Annotated in this window: 22 protein-coding genes, 1 pseudogene and 1 riboswitch; of the genes and pseudogenes, 15 read left to right on the top strand and 8 right to left on the bottom strand. The window is 51.8% G+C overall.

Going from position 1 to position 22,515, the window contains the following annotated elements:
• The first annotated feature begins 25 nt into the window (after positions 1-25).
• Both QWV57_RS01035 and QWV57_RS01040 read left to right on the top strand, forming a co-directional pair.
• Positions 26-1,264, top strand: a complete 1,239-nt coding sequence (locus tag QWV57_RS01035; RefSeq protein ID WP_013144008.1) for a Glu/Leu/Phe/Val family dehydrogenase — start codon at positions 26-28, stop codon at positions 1,262-1,264.
• Between the two features lie 237 nt (positions 1,265-1,501).
• On the top strand, positions 1,502-2,110 hold the full coding sequence (locus QWV57_RS01040) for a DedA family protein (protein WP_020754691.1): 609 nt from the start codon (positions 1,502-1,504) through the stop codon (positions 2,108-2,110).
• A gap of 69 nt (positions 2,111-2,179) precedes the next feature.
• Here the strand turns inward: QWV57_RS01040 and QWV57_RS01045 are convergent, their stop codons facing one another.
• The 4 genes from QWV57_RS01045 to QWV57_RS01060 all read right to left on the bottom strand — a co-directional run bounded on the left by QWV57_RS01045 (position 2,180) and on the right by QWV57_RS01060 (position 5,971).
• A complete protein-coding gene (locus tag QWV57_RS01045; protein ID WP_033005315.1) occupies positions 2,180-3,169 on the bottom strand; it encodes a FecCD family ABC transporter permease in 990 nt (329 codons plus the stop codon).
• Positions 3,166-4,173 carry a FecCD family ABC transporter permease gene (locus QWV57_RS01050; RefSeq protein ID WP_301100187.1) on the bottom strand — a complete coding sequence of 336 codons (1,008 nt, stop codon included), beginning with the start codon at positions 4,171-4,173 and terminating at the stop codon, positions 3,166-3,168. The genes QWV57_RS01045 and QWV57_RS01050 overlap by 4 nt, the downstream gene beginning before the upstream one ends.
• A 70-nt stretch (positions 4,174-4,243) precedes the next feature.
• On the bottom strand, positions 4,244-5,173 hold the full coding sequence (locus tag QWV57_RS01055; protein ID WP_020754694.1) for an iron-hydroxamate ABC transporter substrate-binding protein: 930 nt from the start codon (positions 5,171-5,173) through the stop codon (positions 4,244-4,246).
• Positions 5,174-5,179: 6 nt separating this feature from the next.
• The gene (locus QWV57_RS01060) at positions 5,180-5,971 is read right to left on the bottom strand and encodes an ABC transporter ATP-binding protein (RefSeq protein WP_033005316.1); all 792 of its coding nucleotides are present in this window, start codon (positions 5,969-5,971) and stop codon (positions 5,180-5,182) included.
• Between the two features lie 27 nt (positions 5,972-5,998).
• Between QWV57_RS01060 and QWV57_RS01065 the strand changes: the two genes are divergently transcribed.
• The 6 genes from QWV57_RS01065 to QWV57_RS01090 all read left to right on the top strand — a co-directional run bounded on the left by QWV57_RS01065 (position 5,999) and on the right by QWV57_RS01090 (position 12,071).
• A complete protein-coding gene (locus QWV57_RS01065; RefSeq protein WP_235048610.1) occupies positions 5,999-6,412 on the top strand; it encodes a hypothetical protein in 414 nt (137 codons plus the stop codon).
• 75 nt (positions 6,413-6,487) lie between these two features.
• Positions 6,488-8,551 (top strand): sigma-54-dependent Fis family transcriptional regulator, encoded by a 2,064-nt coding sequence (locus tag QWV57_RS01070; RefSeq protein WP_033005319.1) that lies wholly within the window; start codon positions 6,488-6,490, stop codon positions 8,549-8,551.
• A complete protein-coding gene (locus tag QWV57_RS01075; protein ID WP_033005322.1) occupies positions 8,523-9,683 on the top strand; it encodes an acyl-CoA dehydrogenase family protein in 1,161 nt (386 codons plus the stop codon). Before QWV57_RS01070 ends, QWV57_RS01075 begins: the two co-directional genes overlap by 29 nt.
• A gap of 253 nt (positions 9,684-9,936) precedes the next feature.
• Positions 9,937-10,227: a hypothetical protein gene (locus QWV57_RS01080; protein ID WP_240673910.1), complete on the top strand. Its 291-nt coding sequence runs from the start codon at positions 9,937-9,939 to the stop codon at positions 10,225-10,227.
• Between the two features lie 136 nt (positions 10,228-10,363).
• Positions 10,364-10,834 (top strand): aldehyde dehydrogenase family protein, encoded by a 471-nt coding sequence (locus QWV57_RS01085; RefSeq protein WP_235048611.1) that lies wholly within the window; start codon positions 10,364-10,366, stop codon positions 10,832-10,834.
• Between the two features lie 16 nt (positions 10,835-10,850).
• The gene (locus QWV57_RS01090) at positions 10,851-12,071 is read left to right on the top strand and encodes an iron-containing alcohol dehydrogenase (protein ID WP_020754702.1); all 1,221 of its coding nucleotides are present in this window, start codon (positions 10,851-10,853) and stop codon (positions 12,069-12,071) included.
• Between the two features lie 50 nt (positions 12,072-12,121).
• On the opposite strand, the gene QWV57_RS01095 is transcribed toward QWV57_RS01090, so the two are convergent.
• Entirely contained in the window at positions 12,122-12,523 is a 402-nt protein-coding gene (locus tag QWV57_RS01095) for a DoxX family protein (protein WP_033005326.1), read from the bottom strand.
• A 139-nt stretch (positions 12,524-12,662) separates the two neighbouring features.
• Between QWV57_RS01095 and QWV57_RS01100 the strand changes: the two genes are divergently transcribed.
• Together QWV57_RS01100 and QWV57_RS01105 are read left to right on the top strand one after the other, a co-directional pair.
• Complete coding sequence (locus tag QWV57_RS01100; protein ID WP_033005329.1) at positions 12,663-13,367, top strand: DsbA family oxidoreductase; 705 nt, start codon at positions 12,663-12,665, stop codon at positions 13,365-13,367.
• 235 nt (positions 13,368-13,602) lie between these two features.
• The gene (locus QWV57_RS01105; RefSeq protein ID WP_020754705.1) at positions 13,603-14,652 is read left to right on the top strand and encodes an NAD(P)/FAD-dependent oxidoreductase; all 1,050 of its coding nucleotides are present in this window, start codon (positions 13,603-13,605) and stop codon (positions 14,650-14,652) included.
• Between the two features lie 103 nt (positions 14,653-14,755).
• On the opposite strand, the gene QWV57_RS01110 is transcribed toward QWV57_RS01105, so the two are convergent.
• The 3 genes from QWV57_RS01110 to metE form a co-directional block, all read right to left on the bottom strand.
• Positions 14,756-15,220 (bottom strand): DinB family protein, encoded by a 465-nt coding sequence (locus QWV57_RS01110; protein ID WP_014194655.1) that lies wholly within the window; start codon positions 15,218-15,220, stop codon positions 14,756-14,758.
• A 255-nt stretch (positions 15,221-15,475) separates the two neighbouring features.
• Positions 15,476-15,916: an acyl-CoA thioesterase gene (locus QWV57_RS01115; RefSeq protein ID WP_014194656.1), complete on the bottom strand. Its 441-nt coding sequence runs from the start codon at positions 15,914-15,916 to the stop codon at positions 15,476-15,478.
• Positions 15,907-18,183 (bottom strand): 5-methyltetrahydropteroyltriglutamate--homocysteine S-methyltransferase, encoded by a 2,277-nt coding sequence (metE, locus tag QWV57_RS01120; protein ID WP_014194657.1) that lies wholly within the window; start codon positions 18,181-18,183, stop codon positions 15,907-15,909. The genes QWV57_RS01115 and metE overlap by 10 nt, the downstream gene beginning before the upstream one ends.
• A gap of 139 nt (positions 18,184-18,322) precedes the next feature.
• Positions 18,323-18,512: riboswitch (cobalamin riboswitch) on the bottom strand.
• A 580-nt stretch (positions 18,513-19,092) separates the two neighbouring features.
• Between metE and QWV57_RS17980 the strand changes: the two are divergent.
• The 5 genes and pseudogenes from QWV57_RS17980 to QWV57_RS01140 form a co-directional block, all read left to right on the top strand.
• A pseudogene (locus tag QWV57_RS17980) lies at positions 19,093-19,170 on the top strand (helix-turn-helix domain-containing protein); the annotation flags it as partial.
• Entirely contained in the window at positions 19,153-19,608 is a 456-nt protein-coding gene (locus QWV57_RS01125) for a helix-turn-helix domain-containing protein (RefSeq protein ID WP_369770202.1), read from the top strand. The pseudogene QWV57_RS17980 and the gene QWV57_RS01125, both read left to right, overlap by 18 nt.
• Before the next feature lie 68 nt (positions 19,609-19,676).
• Entirely contained in the window at positions 19,677-20,342 is a 666-nt protein-coding gene (locus QWV57_RS01130; RefSeq protein WP_011229715.1) for a response regulator, read from the top strand.
• Between the two features lie 9 nt (positions 20,343-20,351).
• A complete protein-coding gene (locus tag QWV57_RS01135; protein ID WP_014194660.1) occupies positions 20,352-21,458 on the top strand; it encodes a sensor histidine kinase in 1,107 nt (368 codons plus the stop codon).
• Between the two features lie 102 nt (positions 21,459-21,560).
• Complete coding sequence (locus QWV57_RS01140; protein ID WP_062898312.1) at positions 21,561-22,496, top strand: ABC transporter ATP-binding protein; 936 nt, start codon at positions 21,561-21,563, stop codon at positions 22,494-22,496.
• Positions 22,497-22,515: the final 19 nt, after the last annotated feature.

A 22,515-nucleotide genomic window follows, 5' to 3' on the forward strand; every position in this document is an offset into this window, starting at 1 on the left:
TCGAGTCAAAGAGGCGAATGAGACGATGGAAGAAAATATGTTTCTCTCCACCCAGCGTGTGATCAAAGCGGCGCTGGCCAAACTTGGCTACGGTGAGGAGATGTATGAGCTGCTCAAAGAACCATTGCGCGTCCTTACCGTACGCATTCCCGTCCGTATGGATGACGGAACGGTGAAAGTGTTTACCGGCTACCGCGCCCAGCATAGCGATGCCGTAGGGCCGACCAAGGGAGGCATTCGTTTTCATCCGGATGTCACCGAGGAAGAAGTGAAGGCGCTGTCGATGTGGATGACGATCAAAGCCGGAATTGTCGGTTTGCCGTATGGCGGCGGCAAAGGTGGCATCGTCTGCGACCCGCGGAACATGTCGATGGGTGAGCTGGAGCGGCTCAGCCGCGGCTATGTGCGGGCGATCAGCCAGATCGTGGGGCCATCCAAAGATATCCCGGCGCCGGACGTGTTTACCAACTCGCAAATTATGGCGTGGATGATGGATGAATATAGCCGCATCCGCGAATTTGATTCGCCTGGGTTTATCACTGGCAAGCCGCTTGTGCTCGGCGGCTCCCAAGGTCGGGAAAAAGCGACGGCGCTCGGTGTCACGATTTGCATCGAAGAAGCAGCGAAAAAAGCGGGAATTGAGTTGCAGGGGGCGCGGGTCATTATTCAAGGATTCGGCAATGCAGGCAGCTTTTTGGCCAAGTTTTTGCATGAAGCTGGAGCTCGCGTCATTGGCATTTCCGATGCGTATGGCGCGTTGTATGACCCGAACGGACTGGATATTCCGTATTTGTTGGATCGCCGCGACAGTTTTGGCACGGTGACAACGCTGTTTGAGAATGTCATCACCAATCAAGAGCTGCTGGAAAAAGAGTGTGATATTTTAGTTCCGGCCGCGGTAGCGAATCAAATTACGCGTGACAATGCCGCGAATATTCGCGCTAAAATTGTGGTCGAGGCGGCCAACGGCCCGACGACGCTGGAAGCGACCAAAATCTTGACGGAGCGGGGCGTGCTATTGGTGCCTGATGTGCTGGCGAGCGCTGGCGGGGTGACGGTTTCCTATTTTGAATGGGTGCAAAACAACCAAGGCTATTATTGGACGGAAGAGGAAGTCGTCGAGAAGTTGAAAGAGAAATTGACGAGCGCGTTTCATCGCGTCTATGAATTGGCGGAATCGCGCCGTGTGGATATGCGCATGGCGGCGTACATGATCGGGCTGCGCCAAACAGCAGAAGCAGCTCGCTATCGTGGTTGGGTATAATCATGGAAGGGTTGTTGCAAGGGGGGCGCGCCGTCCATCCTCATCTGCTTGGGGGTGGGCGGCCTTTCGTTTGCGGGACGCCGATGAAGCCGGTGATATCGAAGGGAGAGCGAAAGCAAGCTGCTTTTCTTTTTTGCAAAGGATCTTTTTTTGTACTACCATATCATATACATACATTAATGAGGAAAGAGACATGCATACATACAATGAGCCGGGCGGAAGGGAGAGAATGGCGCCATGCAGGCGTGGATCACGAATGTAATGGAACAATTCGGCTATATCGGCATTTTTCTGATCATCGCGCTGGAAAACATTTTTCCACCGATTCCGTCGGAAGTCATTTTGCCGTTTGGCGGGTTTATGACGACGTACACGTCTTTGACGGTGCCCGGCGTCATTGCGGCGGCGACCGCCGGTTCGGTTGCCGGGGCATTGGTGCTGTACGGAATTGGCCGGCTGTTGTCGGTTGAACGGCTCGAGCGGATCGTCGACCGTTGGGGGAGATGGCTGCGGGTGAAGCCGGAAGACATCGCCAAGGCGAACCGGACGTTTCACCGTTATGGGGTATGGGCCGTCTTTCTTGGCCGCATGATTCCGTTGGTGCGCAGCTTGATTTCCATCCCGGCGGGCATGGCGAAGATGAATATCGGACTGTTTGTCTGGCTGTCCGTGCTCGGCACATTGATTTGGAATACGGCGCTCGTTTCGATCGGCGCAGCGCTTGGCCAGTCGTGGGGGAAAGTGTCCGAGGTGATTGGAATGTATGCCGAGGTAGTGTATGTCATCATCGGCCTGATCATCACCGTTGCCGCTGTCCGCCTATGGAAAAGACGCCGGATGTCTTGATGCCGGCGCCTTTTTTGCGGCCTTGATTGTGAAAATGACCGCTGCCGCCGTTGATCGGAAGCGGATCGGTCAGCGTTTTAGCAACAAGTAAATGAAATATGGGGCGCCGATCAAGGAGACGATGACGCCGGCCGGAAGCGGCTCGGCGAGAACGTTGCGCCCGATCGTGTCAGCCGCAAGCAGCAACCATCCGCCAATAAGCATGGAGGCCGGAATGACACGCTCATGCCGCGGGCCAACGATCAACTTGGCGATATGCGGCGCCATTAAGCCGATAAAGGAGATGCCCCCGGTTACGGAGACGGCGGTGGAAGCGACGGCGACGGCCGCTGCCATCAGCACGAGCCGCTCGCGGCGGACGTGGACGCCGACGCCAATTGAGACGGCGTCGCCCAAATGTAAAATATTGAGGCTCTTGGCTCGGTACAATGCCGCCAATGCGCCGGCCGCCAGCCACGGCAGCACGGCCCAAATAAATGGCCAATCATCCCCCCAGATGTTGCCGGCGAGCCATTTGGCAATGAAATCGACTTTTGTCCGGTCGGTGGAAGAAATGAGCACGATCATCAGCCCGGAGAGCGCCATCGACACCCCGACGCCTGTGAGCACAAATGACACAGGCTGGAGTCCTGCTGTTCTGTTATAGGAAATGGCATAAATGACGGCGGCCGTCAACAAGCCACTCACGAACGCAACAAGCGGAATGGCGTACACAAAGGTGCCGGCGTCGATCGGGAAAAATAAAAAGAATAAGGCCACGCCCGCTCCAGCCCCAGCGTTGATTCCGAGCACGCCTGGGTCGGCCAAGTCATTGCGGGTAATGCTTTGCAAAATCGCACCCGACAAAGCAAGCGCCATCCCCGCTAGCAAGGTGATCACGATGCGCGGCAAGCGAAGCGAAAACAAGATGAACTCTTCTTGCATCGAACCGTTGCCGATCAGCGTCGGGATGATGCGGCCGTATGAGAGCGGCGCTTCGCCTGTGCCCAACGCCACTGCAACCGTGGCAAGAATGAGCAAAGCGAGCCATCCTAACACCGATGTCATGCGTGTTCTCATTCCCATCCCCTCCCTTTTCTCCGCACGACGAATAGGAAAAAGGGCAGGCCGATGACCGCAATGATGGCGGCTACCGGTGTTTCAAACGGCGCGTAAATCGTGCGCGCGGCCGTGTCAGCCATGACCATGGCGCTAGCGCCAATGGCGGCGGACAGAGGGATGACAAAGCGATAATCGGCCCCGGCGATCGCCCTCACGAGGTGGGGAATCATCAGGCCGATAAAGGTGATGTTGCCGGCAATGGACACCGAGGCCCCCGTCAACAAAAACACGACGAAAAACAACCAAGCCTTGACGACGGACGTTTTCTGCCCAACCCCGACAGCCACATCTTCGCTTAGACTCAAAATGGTCAATTGGCGTGAAAACGCAATGGCGATGCCTAAACCAATAAGAACGAGCGGGATCATCACCGTCAGCTGTTTCCAGGAGACACCAGCGACTCCGCCTGACGTCCACATTGACACGTCTTTGGAAATATGGAAATAAAGCCCAATTCCTTCGGCGATGGCGAACAAAAGCGCCGAGACCGCTGAACCGGCCAAGACGATGCGAAGCGGTGAAAACCCTCCTTTGCGGGCGGCGCCGATGCCAAAGACCATCCCCGCCCCTGCAGCAGAACCGGCCAAGCAAGCGAAGGTGATGGCGATATAGCCGGCTGAAGGGAAAAAGGCAAGGGTGGCGGCCAGCGCCGCGTTCGCTCCCGCCGTGAGGCCAAGAAGCCCCGGATCAGCGAGCGGATTGCGCGTCATTCCTTGCATGATCGCTCCGGCGACGGCGAGGCCAGCGCCGACAAAGGCGGCCGCTGTCTCGCGCGGAATGCGCAATTCTCGGATGAGATCAAACGTCTTGCCCTCCTGATCGGAAAACAGGGCTTGCCATACATCACGCCAAGTGGTGTCCGCTACGCCGATGGCCATGGAGCTGAACCAAACGGCGGCCAAGATGAGGACGGATAGCGGAAAGGTGTAGCGAAACGGCAAACGGCGCTGCATCTCTTCCATCGTCTCTCTCCTCCTTGTTGTGTATACGAAACAGACGGGACATCCATGGTTGGACGCCCCGTCGTCAAGGTCATTGACCTAAAAAGTGCTTTTTAAAGAAATCGAGCTGGTACTCGAGTGTGATCGGGTCGTTAAAGTAGAATGCTTTTGAATCCGCGACAAACATGCGGCCGTTTTTCACCGCAGGGATGTTTTTGAATGTGTTCGTTTCCATGAAAGAAGTGTCGCTGTCGCCTTCCGTGTACTTGCAGAAGATGAGATAGTCGCCGACAAATTGCGGCAGCGCTTCAAGCGAAACGGCGTAATACCCTGGTTTTAGCGCGTGCTCTTCAACCGCTTTCGGCATTTTCAGTTTCATTTCTTGATATAAAATTTCCGTGCCGCGTCCCCAGTTTTGTCCATACACGTACAGCTGTTTGCCGAAATTCTCGGCAACGGTCACCGTCGCGTTTTCGCCGATTTTCGCCCGAATTTGCTTTCCAGCTTCCTGTGCCCGTTGTTGGAAGTCTTTAATCCATTTTTTTGCTTCGTCTTCTTTATTGACGAGCTTGGCGTATTGCAAGATTAAATCGCGGTAGTTGTATTTTTCATATGTAAAGGTGATCGTCGGCGCGATTTTGTTCAATTTGTCGATATTTTTCGTTGTCGATAATCCGACAATTAAGTCCGGTTTTAATGAAATGATTTTTTCAATATCATCTTCGCTGACCGTTTCGGCATCTTTCAGCTTGTCCTGCAGAACGGGACTTGCTTTGGACCAGGCATCCGCTCCGACCACCGGCACTCCAAACGCCACGATATAAGGAGCTCCCCATAGAGCGACAATTCGTTTCGGATGGGCGGGAATTTCGACTGGGCCGTTTTCCGATTGGAAGGTGACCGTCTCCTTTTCATTTTTGGAAGATGACGCGTTGTCCTCTTTTTTTCCGTTATTGGTGTTGCCGCATGCGCTTAGCACAAGCGCGAACATCAGCAGCAGTGCAAGCCATGTTTTCCTCATGATGAATTAAGCCTCCTTGAGCAATTGATAAGTGAAGCAAATTGGTTTGTTCGTCCGCGGGTCGCGGCCGATGTCGGCGTCGATGCCAAACACGTCACGGAGCACTTCGCGGCAGATAACGTCTTCGCTCCGCCCGGACTTGATGATGGCTCCTGCTTTCATGGCGATGATATAGTCGGCAAAGCGGGCCGCCTGGTTGATGTCATGAAGCACCATGACGATCGTCCGCCCTTCTTCTTGGTTCAGCCGTTCAAGCAGCTCGAGCACCTCAAGCTGATGGGCGATGTCCAAATACGTCGTCGGCTCGTCTAAAAAGATGATGTCGGTCTCTTGGGCGAGCGCCATGGCGATCCAGACGCGCTGCCGCTGTCCGCCCGAGAGCGCATCGACCGGCCGGTGCTTTAAGTCGGCCGTTTTGGTGACGTCAAGCGCCCAGTCAATCGCTTCATAATCCCGCTTTGTCAGCCGTCCGAATCCTTTTTGATACGGAAAGCGGCCGTACGAGACGAGTTCCCCGACGGTCAGTCCGCTTGTCGCTTCCGGCGTCTGCGGCAAAATGGCCATTTTTTTCGCCAGCTCTTTCGTCGGTTGCTGGGAAATCGCTTGGCCGTCTAAAATGACCGCGCCCGATTGCGGGGAAATGATGCGCGTCAACGTCTTGAGCAGCGTTGACTTGCCGCACCCGTTCGGCCCGATGATGGCGGTGATTTGCCGATCGGGAATGCGGACGGACAAACGTTCGAAAATCGTCCGGTCGTCATAGCGGACGGTGAGCTCCTCGGCATACAAGCGAACCATGCGGCCACCTCCTTTTGGACTAAGAAAATGAAAATCACTATCATTAACAATCTTTATTATAACGAAATTCTTAAAAAAGACAATGAATTTTCTCATCGAAAAAACAAGTTTTATGATGGAAAAAAGAAGGAGAACAGGATGGACAAGGTATGCGGCCGCCACAGCCCCGCTGTTAAGAGAACCCCGGACTATATTTCGCAGGCCTATCGCTGCATCCCACGCTGCAACCTGACCGACATACGGCCGGTGCGGCCTCAGAAAGCCCGGCCCTTTGCCCCGCAGTTGTCTAGCGCCATGCTGTTGCGAAAACGCAACGATTCCGGCTGTCTGAATGGCAAAAACACAACACATTCTGCAGGTTTGTTGCGTTTTTGCAACAAGTCGTTGTTGTTTTGCAACGGAAGGTTTGATACGATGGAGAATGGAGATTCATTTTTCTGAATAATTAGACGCTTGATTTGTTGGCACGCAGTTTGCTTTTCCAAACAAAGTGAAGGCGAGACAGGGGGATGGGGGATGACGATAGAAGACATCATGTGGAAAACAACCGCTGCTGTTTGGGAAAGCGATTCCCTTGAGCAGGCGGCCCGCACGTTGGCCAAGCAAGGGATGGCCGGGGCCATCGCATGCGACAGTGAAGGAGAAATGGTCGGGGTGGTGGCGGCCGAGGACGTGCTGTTTGGCCTCGTGCAGGGGCGCAAAACGGTTCGTGAGGTGATGCGGCCGCCGCAGCCACTTCCGGTCCATGCGCGCCTTGAGGAGGTCGCGTTTGGCGGCAGTCTGCTCCGCGCCGTTGTTGATGAGAGCGGCCGCCTGGCCGGTCTATTGACAAAAGAGCAGTATTTGGCGGCGCAGGCAAAGGCGTCCCGTCTTCGCTTAAAACAGCTGGAGGCTATGTTCAACGCCGCCCATAACGGCATTTTGTCGATCGATGCAAAAGGGCGCATTACCTCGATCAATCCGGCCGCGGAACGGATGGCGCGGACGACGAAGGAAGAAGCGCTCGGGCGGTTGTTGACCGATGTCGTCGTGCCGTCCGGCCTGCTCGATGTCGTGCGCACCGGCCAAGGGTGTACGGAAAAGTACCGCGTCGGCAAGCGCGTCTATATTACGAACCGGTCGCCGATCGTCGACGATGGAAAAGTTGTGGGGGCGGTCGGAGTATTTCAAGACATTTCCGAGATTGAATTCATCTCGAGCGAGCTTGAGACGGTGAAGCGCATTGCCAATGAGCTGCAGACGGTGATGGATGCAGCAACCGACGGCATCGCCATCGCGGATCGCAATGGGGCGATCACCCGGCAAAATCAAAAATGGGCCGCGCTGTTCCCGGATGCGGGACAAGGGCGCATCCCCGCTCCGCTCGACCAAGTTGTGCGCCAGGCGCTTGACCGCTGCCAGCCGTGCTCCATGCTCCATCAAGGCGCGGAAACCGGCAATACGCTGATCGTCTCCGCCGTGCCGATCATCGAGGAAGGCGGCCGGGGCGATCGGGTTGTCGTGTACGTCAAAGACATGACCGAGATGGAGCAGCTTCGCGCCGAACTTGAGGAGACAAAACGGCTCCTTCATACGTTAAGCCGGCAGGAAGGCGCTGACCTTATTTACCGGGCGCCGGCGATGGCGCATGTGATCGCCATTGCCCGCCAGGCGGCGGCCGTGGATGTCACCGTGCTTTTAACCGGAGAGTCGGGCGTCGGAAAGGAAGAGTTAGCGAACTTCATCTGGAAGCAGAGCGCGCGCAGCGGCCGTCCGTTTGTGAAGGTAAACTGCGGGGCGATTCCGGAGACGCTGATGGAGTCCGAGCTGTTCGGCTATGAGCCCGGGGCGTTCACCGGTGCGGCGAAAAAAGGAAAAAAGGGTTACTTTGAACAGGCGGATGGCGGGACGATTTTTCTCGATGAAATTAGCGAAATCCCGCTCCACCTGCAAGTAAAACTCCTTCGTGTGCTTCAGTCGATGGAAATTATGCGCTTGGGGGCTGAGGCGCCCAAACGGATCGATGTCCGCATCATCGCCGCAACGAACAAACCGCTTGAAGAGCTGGTCGCCGCCGGGCGGTTCAGAGCTGATTTGTTTTACCGGCTGAACGTCATGCCGATCGCCATTCCGCCGCTGCGCGACCGGAAGGAAGACATCCCGCTGTTGGTCGACCATTATCGAAAGCGGTTTGCTAAAAAGTATCAAAAACAGCTCGTGTTCACCGACAGGGCGCTTGCGATGATGATGGACTACCATTGGCCTGGCAACGTCCGCGAGCTCGTCAACGCCATTGAGCGCATGTTTGTAACGTCTGCCGCGCCCGTCGTCGACGAAGATCACGTGGCCAAATGGCTTCATCTTGAGCCGCCGACGGCTGCCGATCCGGTGTCAGTCAGCGAGGTCGTTCCGCTCAAACAAGCGGTGGCGGACGTCGAGCGCCAGCTCATCATCAAAGCGCTTCATCATGCGCGCACGTATCGGCGGGCGGCGAAGCTGTTGGGTGTCGATGCGTCGACCCTTGTGCGCAAGGCGCAAAAATATGGAATCGAATCACGGGGAGGGGAAGAAGATGGATTTTACGTTGCCAGCCGAGATTGAATTTTTAAAAGAAAACGTCCGCAAATTTGTGAAAGAAGTCGTGGAACCGGTGGCCATGGACATTGAAGAAAACGACCACATTCCAGAAGATATTATTGAAAAATCGAAAGCCATGGGGCTGTTCGGCTTAAGCATCCCAGAAGAATACGGCGGCCTTGGCTTGTCGATGGTCGGCAAATGCGCTATTTACGAGGAACTCGGCAAAACGCATAACGGCTATACGACGCTAATTGGCGCCCATACAGGCATTGGCACGGTCGGCATTGTGGAGCTCGGCACGGAAGAACAAAAGCAGCGCTATTTGCCAAAGATGGCGACGGGCGAATGGATCGGCGCCTTTGCCTTAACCGAGCCGAGCGCCGGCTCGAACGCCGCCGCGATTAAAACGACCGCCGTCCGCAAAGGCGACCGCTACATCATTAACGGCTCGAAGCATTACATTACGAATGCTGTCGACGCCCACGTGTTTACGGTGATGGCGGTCACCGATCCGTCAAAAGGCCCGAAAGGCATTACCTCGTTTATTGTGGAAAAAGATTTCCCCGGCTTTATCGTCGGTAATGTCGAGCGGAAAATGGGACTGCGCGGATCGCATTCAGCCGAGCTGTTTTTTGACAACTTGGAAGTGCCGGTCGAAAACGTGCTCGGAAAAGAAGGCGAGGGATATGTCAACGCTCTCAAAATCCTCGCCAACGGCCGCGCGGGTCTCGCCGCCCGCAACCTCGGTTCGTGCATCCGCCTCTTGGAATACTGCATGGAATACGCCGAACAGCGTGAGCAGTTCGGCAAGCCGATCATCGAGCAGCAAGCGATCCAGCATATGCTGGCGGAAATGAGCATGTTGATCGAAGTGCTGCGCTCAACCGTTTACCGCGTCGCCTGGATGGTCGACCAAAAGATGCGCGTCGTCAAAGAAGCGGCCATCGCCAAACTGTTCGGCTCGGAGGTGTACAACAAAATCGCTGACATGGCCGTGCAAATCCACGGCGGCCTCGGCTACATGAAAGATTACCCGATCGAACGTTACTTCCGCGATGCCCGCATTACGAAAATTTACGAAGGCACCTCGGAAATCCAGCGCAACATCATTGCGAGCGAACTGCGGAAAGAATACGGAAAAGTGCGGGTCTGACCGAAACGCCGTCTGCTGACAGCAGGCGGTGTTTTTTCACCGTTATTGTCGGAAAATGTCATTCGCTTTTCGTTGACGAAAGGAAAAGAAGATTGCTAGAATGAGAGAAAATGAGTGACTATTCATAACGCTCCAGTCATTTGTGCAATCTTCCTCTTAGATGACGACCTACCTTTCGTAACAAGGCCTTTCTTGTAAGCCCTTACATAAATGAACTTGCCCCATGATCATCGATGGAGAAGCATCATATCCAGTGAGTTCGAGAAAAAATAGAAAAGGAGTGGTGACCGTGCGGCGGGCCGAGCCGTTGGTTACAACAGGCAGCCGCGGGCTGCAGGAAGATTCGTTTCCATTTCGGCTTTACCAAAAGGCCAAGCGGTTGGAAGCGGCGGCCCACGATTCGATGTTCGGCCCCGATCACCATGCCGACATCATGAATTTCACCGCCCGCCAACTGGCAGCGAGGATGGAAGTGTTGAAAAAAGCGCAGGAGAAACCGTTTGACGAGCTGTTTGGACTCGAAGAAAGCGAACATGTCGGGTGAGAGGGAGGCTAGGCCGAAAAACGGCTTTCTATACGTTGAACAGGCAGACGCCAACCGGCAATGATGACCGGCTGTTCGACGCCAATGGAAATCGATAGATGTCTATATTGAAGCCGGCAAGCAAGAAGGTGCGACCATTGTATGCGGAGGTCATGAAGTCGAAGTGCCCGGCTGTGAAGGCGGCCATTTTGTCGCGCCGACGATTTTTTCGAATGTCACGAATGACATGAAAATCGCCCAAGAAGAGATTTTCGGTCCAGTGTTGTCGATCATCCGCTATCATGACGTGGAAGAGGCAGTGGCGATGGCCAACGATACGATCTACGGGCTGGCGGCCGGCGTCTGGACGCGCGACGTCAACAAGGCGTACGCCATCGCCGGGCGTCTGCAGGCTGGGGTCGTCTGGATCAATGACTGGCATATGCTGCGCAATGACGCGCCGTTTGGCGGCTACAAGCAAAGCGGCATCGGGCGCGAGATGGGCAAATATTCGCTTGATGCTTACACGCAGCTGAAGCATGTGCACACATCAATGGTGCCGGAGCTTGAAAAGCGGAAATGGTATCAAGTGCTGTTTTCCCGCCTGCACGCTATGATGAAAAAGTAAAGGGGGACGAAGGAACATGACGACGTTAGCGAACTTTTGGCTGCGCACCGCCATTTACACCGGATCGAACGCCCGCGCGCTCGTGCCGGACTTGTTCCGCGGGCTGGGTGCTAAGCGGGTGCTATTGCTTTCCGACCGAGGACTCGAGCAGGCTGGGGTCGTGGAGAAAGTGGCCGATCTGTTTCGGCTGACAACGCGCGGCGTTGGACCGGAGCTGGCCGGCATCTTTTTAGATATTCGCCAAGATGCGGAGAGCGAATGCGTCAATGAAGCGGTGCGCTATGCGCGCGAGATCGGAGCTGACGCCTTGTTGGCGGTCGGCGGCGGCAGCGTGCTCGATACGGCCAAAGGGGTGAAATACGCCCTGTTTAAAGGGTTGCGTGACATTAAAGAGGCGATTCCAGGCGGGCTGCGGTACGAGTCGTTCCCGCAGGCGCAATTCATGCCGATTCCGCACATCGCCATCCCGACGACGGCCGGCACGGGGTCGGAAGTATCGCCGATCGCAGTCATTTATAATGAAGAGCTGCGCTTGAAAACGAACATCATCAATCCGTTTATCAATGCTGATGTGGCCGTTTTGGATCCTGATTTAACGGTAGGGCTTCCCCCGAAGGTGACGGCGTTTACCGGCATGGACGCGCTCACCCATGCCATTGAAGCGCTCGCCTCGCCGATGGCGACCGCCATGACCGATGCGTGCGCCTTGCAGGCGATCCGCCTGATCCGCGACTACTTGCCGATAGCGGTCCGCGACGGCGGAAACATCCGCGCCCGCTTGGAGATGCTGCAGGCGAGCCTGCTCGGCATCACCGCGTTCAGCTTTGCCTTAAACGCTATTCCGGTGCACAATTTCGCCCATGCGTACGGAGCGATGTTCCGCATTCCCCACGGATTGGCGAACGCTGTCTTTCTGCCGGTCGTGATGGAAGCGATTCCGGAGTTGTATTTGCCGAAAGCGAAGCTGCTCGCTCAAGCGCTTGGCATTCACGATCACGGCCAAGGAGACGATGTGCTGTTGGCGAAGTCCATTGAACGAATCCGCCAGCTGCGCGACGACATTGGCTTGCCAAGGGATTTTGCTGACTACCCGATCACGGCGGAGCAATTTGCCGCCACCATCCCGGCGGTTGCCTCCGATCCGGCCGCAGTCAGCTTCCCGATGCCGCCGGAATTGATTCAAGCCATCGGTGAGCGCGTCGTCAAGCTGACAGTGGAAAAAGGACAAGGCAAGTAGAAACAGGTGTCCCGTTCGGTATGCGGGACACCTGTTTTCGTGCCGGCTGTTCAGCCCCGCGGCCGTCCGATGACCGCATCTAACGACCAAAGCCGGCTGCCGTTCAGCCACAAATATACGGACATTGCAAGCAAGGCGAGGTTGAATTCATAGCCCGTTTCCCGTCCGTTGCCAAGCAAACCGGCGTCGGCTTTGGCGGTGGCGATGGCTCCGGCCATGATAATGACAAACACCGCCGCAATCGGCCGTGTGCCAAGGCCAAGCATCATCGCCCAGCCGCCGGCAAGCTCCACCATCGTCACGATGTAGGCGAGCCAGCCGGGAAGGCCCATAGCAACAAACGAATCCGTTGCCGCCTCAAGCCCCCGTTGCCATTTCACCCACCCATGGGCGAAAAAGATGAATCCGGTGACAATCCGCAATAGAAAAGCGCCTAGTTCGTGAGAATGCATCGGTTTTTGTCCTCCTTGTCCCAACAGCATGGTAGTACAATGTATGCGGGCGGGTCCGCCCCCATGCCTTTCATTCGCCATTTGACCAGCGATGGGCTACAATGGAGGGGAAGCGCGTCAAAAGTAGAGGAGGATGGCCATGAAAATTGAAGTATGGTCCGATTTTGTCTGCCCGTTTTGCTATATCGGCAAACGTCGCTTGGAACAGGCGCTTGAGCCATTTCCGCACCGGGAAAACGTTGAAATCGTATTCCGCAGCTTTGAACTCGATCCAAACGCACCAAACGAGACCCCGTTGACGATTCACGAAATCATCGCCAACAAATACGGCATTTCGCTTGAAGAAGCGAAGCGGGCGAACGCCGATATCGGCCGGCAGGCGGAGGCGGTCGGCTTGACGTTCCGCTTTGAGACGATGAAGCCGACGAACACGTTTGACGCCCACCGGTTGGCGCAATACGCCAAGGAAAAAGGGAAGCTGAACGACATGGTGGAACGGCTGTTTTATGCGTATTTCACGGAGTCGAAGCGAATCAGCGACCGCAATGTGCTGCTTGCGATCGCCGAAGCGGCCGGGCTTGAGCGGACGGAAGCGGAAGAAGTGTTGGCCAGCGGCCGCTACACACAAGAGGTGCGCCGCGATGAGGAAGAAGCGGCGGCGTTGGGCATCCGCGGTGTGCCGTTTTTTGTTTTCAACGGGAAGTATGCGATTTCCGGCGCCCAGCCGGTTGACGTGTTCCGGCGGGCGCTGGAGAAGGTATGGGAGGAAGAACAATCGCGGCCGCTGCAGCTTCTCGGTGAAGAGGGGCGGGCGTGTGGAGACGATGATTGCCGATTCAATTGAATCGATATGGAATGGTTGGGTAGAGGCGGTCTCAAAAGATCGTCTCTCTTTGAGAGATTCAATAGATAGATCGTGTCGCCGCAGTGATTTGTTCCTGCCTTCTTGCAAGAAAGAAAGGGTGTCCCGTTGCGTTGGGGACACCCTCTTTGATGATGAAGTTGTCATCCGATTAGGAAGTATGGTACATTTAATGATAATGAAAATCGTTTTTAAATCAGATGCGGAGGGAACAGTGATGGCCGATTTGTACGATGTCACCATTATCGGCGGCGGACCAGCGGGATTGTATGCATCGTTTTACAGCGGGCTGCGTCAAATGAAGACGAAGTTGATCGAGTACCAGCCGCAGTTGGGCGGCAAGTTGCATGTCTACCCGGAAAAGTTTATTTGGGATGTCGGAGGGCATGCGCCCATTACAGGAGAACAATTGATGAACCAATTGATCAAGCAGGCGCTGTTATTTGACCCAACAATCGTTTTGAATGAAAAAGTCACGGCCATCCTACGCCAACCGGACGGCACATTTTTGCTGCAAACCGCTTCAGGAGCGCAACATTGGTCCAAAACGGTCATTGTAGCAGTCGGAAGCGGCATCATCAAACCGAAAAAGCTGGACATCGAAGGGGCGGAAACATTTGAGGTGACGAATTTGCATTATACCGTCAAATCGCTCCAGCGATTTAAAGGGAAAACCGTGATCATTTCCGGCGGCGGCAATTCGGCGGTCGATTGGGCAAACGAGCTCGTGCCGATCGCCAAAACCGTTTATGTCACCTACCGAAACGAAGAGTTCAAAGGCCATGAAGCGCAAGTTTCACAGCTGCTTCACAGCGGGGCGGTTTGTTATTTTCATACATCGATTACGAAACTGATTGCTGATGCCCGCCATCATGCCATTGAGCAGGTCGAGCTGACCAACCATGCGACCGGTGAGGTCGTCCATCTGCCCGTGGATGAGGTGATCGTCAGCCATGGTTATGAAATTGACACTTCGCTTCTGAAAAACAGCCCTTTGCATATCGAAATGGTGGATGACTACTATATCGCGGGCAATGCGAACAGCGAGACTTCGGTGCCGGGGCTGTATGCGGCGGGCGACATTTTAAAGTATGACGGCAAACTTCATCTGATCGCCGGAGCTTTCCAAGACGCCGCCAATGCAGTCAACAGTGCCAAGCGGTTCATTGATCCATCAGCGGAACGATTTGCCATGGTCTCCTCTCATAACGAGCGGTTTCAAGAGAAAAATCAAGCGATCATCGAGCAGTTGATCAAGGGGGTATAGGGAGCAGGGTGAAATACCTTGCAATGAATTTCTTTTTCAGGTTTGGCAGACAAAAATAAGAAAGGGGTGTCCCGTTTCTGTCTGGGATCCCCCTTCGTTAGTTTTAACCGCGTTTGACAAAAAGCGGTAAGTCCGTATGCCCCATGCCGCGGACGTAGACGAACAGCTGGCCTTTATGATGAATTTCGTGATCCATTGCCATTTGCAACAACTGCTTGGCTGGAATTTGAATGCCGAAAATCGATGTTAAATCGAGCGTCCGGTCGAAGTCGTCATCGCTCATCGATTCGATGAGCTGCCTCGTTTTTTCCGTATATGTTTCCGCCAGCTTGGCCAAATTCGTCTCCGGCTCCTCGATTTTTTGCCGGAACAGCGATGGATCGCCGTGTTTTGCCGTATTAGCGAAATTGTAGAAGCTGAACAGCATATGCGTCGCCAGCTGCTTCGCTGTCATCGAGGTCGGCGTCGGTTTGTAATCATAATGCGCTTCGTCGATTTTGTGGATCAGTTCCAGCGTGACACGGCGGTGCGAAAGGAAATATTGCACCCATTGTTGTGCGCGGGACATGGCCATTCCTCCCTTTGGTTATGGACTTCTATTTTCTATTTTACCATAAAGGCTCTTCACCAAAAGTTGTACTTGATTTTTTCTGAACATACCCTATTTACGCTTGTGAGGGAAAATCAACAAATCCGTGATTTTTGCACATCTTTGTGCAGGAAACCGTATTGCTTGTCAAGTACATGTTGTGGTGAAGAGCCAAAAAGAAAAACGATTTTGTCCTTGACAAAATCGTTTTTCAACAGTCTGGGGTATAAATATTTATACCTTATTGTTTTGCTGATACAGTTGTACGATTTGTTCCTCCTGTTCGCTAATGATGACTTTTGGAACAGGCGTCGGTTTTTTGTTTTGATCGATGGCGACCATCGTCAAAAAGCATGTAGTGGTCAAGTGATGTTCGCCTGTAAATAAATCTTCTGTTTCGACTTTGACGAATACCTTCATGGATGTGCGTCCAGTCGAGTAGACGAATGCTTCAAGTTTTAAAATATCGCCTACTTTCGCGGACGAAATGAAATCAACTTTGTCGATCGAAACGGTGACGACCGCTTTTCGTGCATGGCGCATGGCGGATATTGCTGCAATTTCATCAATATACGCTAAAACGGTGCCGCCAAAAATCGTGCCAAGATGGTTCGTATCAGAAGGCAAAACGAGCCGCATTTGAATCGTTTTTGATTGCTCGACGTTTACTTCCATGACGGTTTCCCTCCGCAAGCCAAAAGTCGCTCCCGGTATTCGCGCGCGGCTTCCACCATCGCTTTGAGTGCGGCAATTGCTTCCTTTTCTTTTCGCGTTTTTAATCCGCAATCGGGATTGACCCAAAATTGTTCTGGACGAAGGACGCGAAGCGCTCGCTCGATTTGTTCGCTTATTTCTTTTTTTGTCGGAATGCGTGGGCTGTGAATGTCATAAACCCCTAAGCCGATTTCTTTTTTGTACTCATATGTTTCAAATGCAGCAATAAGCTCACCATGGCTTCGCGATGATTCAATGGAAATGACGTCGGCATCAAGTTTATCGATGACATGCATCATCTGTTCAAACTGTGAATAGCACATATGGGTATGAATTTGCGTTTCCTCTTTCACTGATGAGGTAGCAAGACGAAACGCCATAACGGCATCTTCCCAATAGGATGCGTGTTTTTCCTTTTTCAATGGCAATCCTTCCCGCAATGCTGGTTCATCGACTTGAATGATGCGTATGCCTTTCGCTTCCAAGCGCAACACTTCTTCACGAATGGCCAAGGCGAGCTGTGTCAGCACATGTTTTCGTGGAATGTCGTCGCGAACGAACGACCAGTTTAACATGGTTACAGGGCCTGTCAGCATGCCTTTGACAGGTTTATGGGTCAGCGACTGGGCATATACCGTTTCTTCTACGGTCATCGGTTGTTGGTAGGACACATGGCTAAAAATAATGGGCGGGCGAACACAACGTGATCCATACGATTGTACCCAGCCGTTTGTCGTGCATGCCATGCCTTGCAGCTTTTCACCGAAAAATTCTACCATATCTGTGCGCTCAAATTCCCCATGGACAAGCACGTCGAGCTGCAGTTGCTCTTGAATGTCGATCCATTTTGCGATTTCTTTCTTTATAAAGGACTTATATTGATGATCGTTCCATTCCCCTTTTTTCCACTTCATCCGAGCTTGACGCACGTCGCTCGTCTGCGGGAAGCTGCCGATTGTCGTTGTCGGCAACAGCGGGAGTTGCAAATGTGATTGTTGTATCTTTCGTCGTTTGCTGTAAGGTGTTCGGCTTACCGGAACGGCTGTGATCTCGTTTATTTGTTCTTGTTGTTTGCGGAACTTGGCTAAATTACTGTTTGTTTGTTCGTCGTATTGGATTAGCTTGTCGATTGTTGTGTTTCCTTTCATATATTCTGTCAGCATACGTATTTCATCTAATTTTTCATCGGCAAATGATAAAGCCCCAGCGAGCTCCGGCGGCAGTGAATGTTCGTGTTTTGTCGTGACAGGGACGTGCAGTAAGCTGCAAGACGGTTGAATGATCAGTTGTTCAGCAACGTTTGCTAGATGGTGAAGGAGCGTCGCTTTTTGGGCAAGCGAACTTTTCCATACATTGCGGCCATCTACAATCCCAGCAACTAATATTTTATCTTTCGGAAATCCATAGGTGTTTATGTTTTTCATGTTTTCGCCATTATCATGTACAAAGTCAAGCCCAATGCCTGCGACAGGTAAAGCAACGATTTCACGATAATGCGACACGCTATCAAAATATGTTTGTAAAATAAGGTTTATATTTGGTACACCGCGATGAAAAACTTCATATACATCACGAAATGCATCGACGATGTCATCGTCTATATCTTGGACGAGAATCGGTTCATCGATTTGGACGAATGACACGCCCGCTTCGCTTAGTTGTTTGAATAATTCTACATAAACAGGAACTAATCGTGCGAGATGTTTGCGCCACTCGTGTCGATCGTATTGCTTAGAAAGCAAAAGAAACGTAATCGGTCCAAGCAACACAGGTTTTGTTTCTAAATCGAATGTTTCTTTTACAAGGTTGTATTCTTTCAATAGGCGATTCTCCACTAATCTTGGCTTTGTTTGTCCAATTTCAGGCACGATGTAATGGTAATTTGTATTAAACCATTTCGTCATTTCAAGCGCATGTTGCCCATTTGTCCCGCGTGCCATCGCAAAATATTGCTCAAGTGTATCGTCTATTTGTTGAAATTGCTCTGGAATATATCCAAACATGAATGCTGTATCTAATACGTGATCGTATAAAGAAAAATCTCCAATTGGAATGAGATCGATTCCTTTCTCCATCTGTTTACGAATCGAATCAAGTCGAATCGCTTCCATCATTTTGGTGCATTGTTCTTTGGTGATCTGCCCATTCCAAAACGATTCTAACGTCTTTTTCCATTCTCTTTTCTCCCCAATGCGTGGATACCCTACATTTGAACTGCGGATGAACATGTGGAAGCACCTCCAGTTATTTGATCCCAATCAAGCAAAAAACCCTCTTCCAACGGAAGGAGGGTATAACTAGCTTGTATTGAGATACGTGAAGTGCCTCAATATCATATGTCCTCACTCCTCCCTATGACGCGTAGGTCGAAAGTGCATACAACAGGCAGGTCTCCTGACTTAGCTTCATCGCTGTTTATCTCCTTCCCATTTCAAATGAAACAGTGGATTGTGATAAACAGCTCTGCATCACAGTGGCGCGACCGTGTTGGATTTTCACCAAACTTCCCTTTTAAGGTTCACCACATGTGTGAACCACCTGTTGCGTGAACTGATTATTTGGTTGTATAAAATTTAGAATAAAAGAATTTTTTGTTTTTTTCAACCGAAATGTTTTTGTGAAGGGGTTTTAAGAGGCATAACGGCATAGTAAGCAGGGATATTTTTTGAGTTAATATTAGTATTTTATGTAAAAATATGTTTTTTGTGAAAATGCAGGACTGACGTGTGATTTTCATCCCCGGGTGGAGGGCAAAGTGCGCTGCCCATGGAATTTTTCTGCGAAAACAAAACACCGTTTCTTGTACATTCTTTCAGAAAGCCTTTTCCCTCTTTTCTGAAGAGTGTGCTAAATTTTTTGTGAATTGTTTCGGAGGCTCTTCACCAAAAGTTGTACATGATTTTTTCTGAACATACCCCATTTACGCTTGTAAGGGAAAATCAACAAATCAGTGATTTTTTCAAATCTTTGTGCAGGAAGCTGTATTGCTTGTCAAGTACATGTTGTGGTGAGGAGCCGTTTCGGGCGGAAATTTCCATTTGTTTCAAAGATGGGGAGGAAATTTGATCAAGTTTCACGACTTTGTCATTGACATTCAAATGTATATGGATGGTGGGAAAGACGAGGAGGAGATCCAGATGGATAAGTCGATGAGACACGACATCGCACTGTTTCGGTACAGGATGATCGCTCCGTTGGTGAATGGGCACCTCGACCTGCCTTCCGTTTTGCCTATTCGATCGAGCTTGGCTCTGTTCCCATGTCTTGATCCGACAGCTACTCTTGGCAACACCGGACGCATCCCAGCGTCGACTCGGTTCGGCCTGCTCTTGCTTTGGTTCATTTCCTCTGTGGCAACGGAAAAAATCGCCCTTATTCATTACAGAAATCTTGTGCTCCTCTCCCCCTTAAAGGAGTGGGAGGAAGCGCAATATGGTATAATTTTCTTGACGATTGGAATGCGCCAAGCCTGTTCCGTCCGTCTCTATCCGACAAAAGAACAGGAACCGTATATCCGGAGCATCATAGGATGTTGCCGATTTGTGTACAATCATTTTCTCACTCGCTGGACAGAAGGCCGCCTTGAAGGCATATGTTTGTGTGCACGAATGGTCCACGTTGAAAGAATAGTTCCTCCGGTTTTGGAAAGATGAAAGTAAACCATGAAAATCATGCACGCGAGGTAGTGGACAGGCGTCATGATGAAAAGGGGTGGGTAAAGATGGAACATCACTCTTCGTCCCATGTTCCGCGCATAAAAGTGCTCATCGCCGATGACAATCCCTTTGTCCGCGAAGGGCTGCGGATCATCTTAAGCACGTATGACGAGTTTGATGTCGCCGCGACTGTAGGCGATGGGAAAGAGGCAGTGGAATATTGTCGACATCATGAAGTTGATGTCGCGTTATTGGATGTGCGCATGCCGAACATGAATGGAGTGGAAGCGACAAAGCTTCTATGCGAGCAGACGAAGACAAAGCCGCTCATCTTGACGACGTTTGATGATGATGAATACATTCTAGACGCCATTCAATACGGTGCAAAAGGATATTTTTTAAAAAATACGGACCCGGAACGAATCCGCGAAGCGATCAAAGCGGTTTATCACGGCCAAGTGGTGATGCAGGAGATTGTGATGGACAAAATTAAGTCCAACTTAAAAGAAGAAACAGAAGCAGCCCCGAAAATCGATAAAAGCCTGTTTACGGAACGAGAGTTGGACATTATGGCGCTCATTGCGAAGGGGCTTTCGAATAAAGAGATTGCCAAACAGCTATTTCTCTCCGAGGGAACGGTGGCCAATTACATCACATCGATTTTGGACAAAACCGGACTGCAACATCGAACGCAAATTGCCGTTTATTATCTGACGGGAAAAGTCGGCTGAGGGGACGTTATGGAATCGCTGCTGATCATTTACAAGCTGATTGTATGGGGCTATGCGGCATTCGATTACATTTCATCGAAACAGAGAACGGGAGCGGGCTTTGTTCTAGTCTCTCTGATCTATTTTTGTCTTCAGCTGTTTGCCCTGATCGTTCGCCATATGAGTTGGAAAAGGGGAGCGGCGTTTGGTTCCGTTGCTCTTCTCGTTCTAGCCGCCGCCTTTGTGGAGCCGTTATGGGCGTTGTTGCTGCCTCTCAATGGGTATGAGCTGGCCTCCGTGTATATCCACCGAGTTTGGGGGATCGGGGCGGTGTTGTTGACGCCGATGATTTGGCTTGATCCATCGGCGGGGAAATTATACGGCTTTGTGGCATTGTTCAGTTTTGTCAGCGTGACGGCAGTCAAGCGGCACATCGAGCGGATGGAACAACAAGAAGATCGTTTGGATCAAATGCGCAACGATTTGCATCGGCTGACAAGAAGGATCAGCGAATATCATCAATACATCAAGCAGTCGGAATATACGTTGCAGTTGGAAGAACGGAACCGTCTGTCGCAGCGCATCCATGACCAAATCGGCCACTCGCTCGCTGGAGCGCTCATTCAGATGGAGGCGGCCAAACGGTTGATGGATGGGGACCGCGACAAGGCGAAACAACTGTTGGAAAACGCCATCCATATTTCCAAAGAAGGCATGGAACAAATCCGGATGACATTAAAACAGATCAAGCCACCGCTCGAGCAAATCGGGCTGAATCGGGTGAAATTATTCATTGAGGAATTTTCCGCCCAACATCATCTCCCGGTTCCGCTCGTATGCAAAGGGGATTTGGATGTGATTACACCAATCCAATGGAAAGTGATTTATGAGAACATTGCCGAAGCGTTGACGAATGCGAGCAAATACGCTGAGGCTACGGCCATTGCCGTTGAAATTCACGTGTTGAATCGAGTCATCAAGGTGGAAGTGAAAGATAACGGGAAAGGTGCGGCCAAGATCAAGAAAGGACTCGGGATCATCGGCATGGAGGAACGGGCGGCCTCTGTTCATGGCACGGTCATTGTCGATGGAACGAACGGTTTCTCTGTCACGACGTTGCTTCCGATTCATGAGTAAATCGTGAATTTTCTCATGTCAACGAGATGAATTCCTGCACTTACAGGAGTTCATCTTTTTTTCTATAATCAATAACACCAAGCATGGAAAGAAGGTGGAACGATGAACATTTTAGAGATCAAACAAGTGACCAAAAAATTTGGTGACTTCATCGCTGTCGATCATATGTCTCTTACGGTTGCCGAAGGAGAAATTTTTGGCTTCCTCGGAGCCAATGGCGCGGGAAAAAGCACAACCATCAATATGATTGCTGGGTTGCTGCGCCCGAATGCAGGAGAAATCAAGATTCTCGGCAAGGACATCGCCAAGCATCGCCAGTTTGCCAAACGACAGATCGGCATCGTGCCTCAAGAAATCGCCATCTATGAAAATTTGACGGCGTATGAGAATGTTGAATTTTTTGCCGGGTTGTATGGACTGCGCGGCGCGGAGTTGCGCCAGCGGGTTGAAGAGGCGCTCGAGTTTGTCGGTTTAAGCGATAAGCGCAAAATTTATCCGAAACATTTCTCAGGGGGAATGAAACGGAGGCTCAATATCGCCTGCGCTCTTGCCCATCGGCCGAAGCTCATCATTATGGACGAACCAACAGTCGGCATCGATCCGCAGTCGCGAAATTATATTTTGGCTTCGGTGAAAAAGCTCAATGAGATGGGATGCACGATCATTTATACAAGCCACTATATGGAGGAAGTGGAGGAGATTTGCACACGGATCGCCATCATTGATCATGGAAAGATCATCGCAGAGGGGACAAAGGAGCAGCTGGAAGCGATTATCACCGATACAAAAGATATTTGGCTGGAAATCAGGGGGATGGATCGGCTCAACAAGCAGCATCTTCAAGACATTCCCGGGGTCAAGGCGGTGCAATGTGAAGAAAATATGATCAAAATCAGTTCGGATATCAGTGTCAATAATTTAAACGAAATTGTGCAATGCCTGATCAATGACGGTGTCGAAATCCGTTCGCTTGAAGACAAATCACCGAACTTGGAAACGGTCTTTCTGGCGCTGACGGGGAGAAATTTGCGGGATTAGCTGTTTGGAGTGCCATCAT

It is taken from the genome of Geobacillus zalihae (assembly GCF_030414215.1).
Classification (GTDB): Bacteria; Bacillota; Bacilli; order Bacillales; family Anoxybacillaceae; genus Geobacillus; species Geobacillus zalihae.

Excerpts from the sequence above, each read along its gene's own strand:
- QWV57_RS01105 (WP_020754705.1), top strand. The coding sequence starts at position 13,603 with ATGGCCGATTTGTACGATGTCACCATTATCGGCGGCGGACCAGCGGGA.
- QWV57_RS01055 (WP_020754694.1), bottom strand. The coding sequence starts at position 5,173 with ATGAGGAAAACATGGCTTGCACTGCTGCTGATGTTCGCGCTTGTGCTA.
- QWV57_RS01130 (WP_011229715.1), top strand. The coding sequence starts at position 19,677 with ATGGAACATCACTCTTCGTCCCATGTTCCGCGCATAAAAGTGCTCATC.
- QWV57_RS01090 (WP_020754702.1), top strand. The coding sequence starts at position 10,851 with ATGACGACGTTAGCGAACTTTTGGCTGCGCACCGCCATTTACACCGGA.
- QWV57_RS01100 (WP_033005329.1), top strand. The coding sequence starts at position 12,663 with ATGAAAATTGAAGTATGGTCCGATTTTGTCTGCCCGTTTTGCTATATC.
- QWV57_RS01035 (WP_013144008.1), top strand. The coding sequence starts at position 26 with ATGGAAGAAAATATGTTTCTCTCCACCCAGCGTGTGATCAAAGCGGCG.
- QWV57_RS01040 (WP_020754691.1), top strand. The coding sequence starts at position 1,502 with ATGCAGGCGTGGATCACGAATGTAATGGAACAATTCGGCTATATCGGC.
- metE (WP_014194657.1), bottom strand. The coding sequence starts at position 18,183 with ATGTTCATCCGCAGTTCAAATGTAGGGTATCCACGCATTGGGGAGAAA.
- QWV57_RS01075 (WP_033005322.1), top strand. The coding sequence starts at position 8,523 with ATGGATTTTACGTTGCCAGCCGAGATTGAATTTTTAAAAGAAAACGTC.
- QWV57_RS01070 (WP_033005319.1), top strand. The coding sequence starts at position 6,488 with ATGACGATAGAAGACATCATGTGGAAAACAACCGCTGCTGTTTGGGAA.
- QWV57_RS01140 (WP_062898312.1), top strand. The coding sequence starts at position 21,561 with ATGAACATTTTAGAGATCAAACAAGTGACCAAAAAATTTGGTGACTTC.
- QWV57_RS01110 (WP_014194655.1), bottom strand. The coding sequence starts at position 15,220 with ATGTCCCGCGCACAACAATGGGTGCAATATTTCCTTTCGCACCGCCGT.
- QWV57_RS01045 (WP_033005315.1), bottom strand. The coding sequence starts at position 3,169 with ATGAGAACACGCATGACATCGGTGTTAGGATGGCTCGCTTTGCTCATT.
- QWV57_RS01060 (WP_033005316.1), bottom strand. The coding sequence starts at position 5,971 with ATGGTTCGCTTGTATGCCGAGGAGCTCACCGTCCGCTATGACGACCGG.
- QWV57_RS01065 (WP_235048610.1), top strand. The coding sequence starts at position 5,999 with ATGAAAATCACTATCATTAACAATCTTTATTATAACGAAATTCTTAAA.
- QWV57_RS01115 (WP_014194656.1), bottom strand. The coding sequence starts at position 15,916 with ATGGAAGTAAACGTCGAGCAATCAAAAACGATTCAAATGCGGCTCGTT.
- QWV57_RS01135 (WP_014194660.1), top strand. The coding sequence starts at position 20,352 with ATGGAATCGCTGCTGATCATTTACAAGCTGATTGTATGGGGCTATGCG.
- QWV57_RS01050 (WP_301100187.1), bottom strand. The coding sequence starts at position 4,173 with ATGGAAGAGATGCAGCGCCGTTTGCCGTTTCGCTACACCTTTCCGCTA.
- QWV57_RS01095 (WP_033005326.1), bottom strand. The coding sequence starts at position 12,523 with ATGCATTCTCACGAACTAGGCGCTTTTCTATTGCGGATTGTCACCGGA.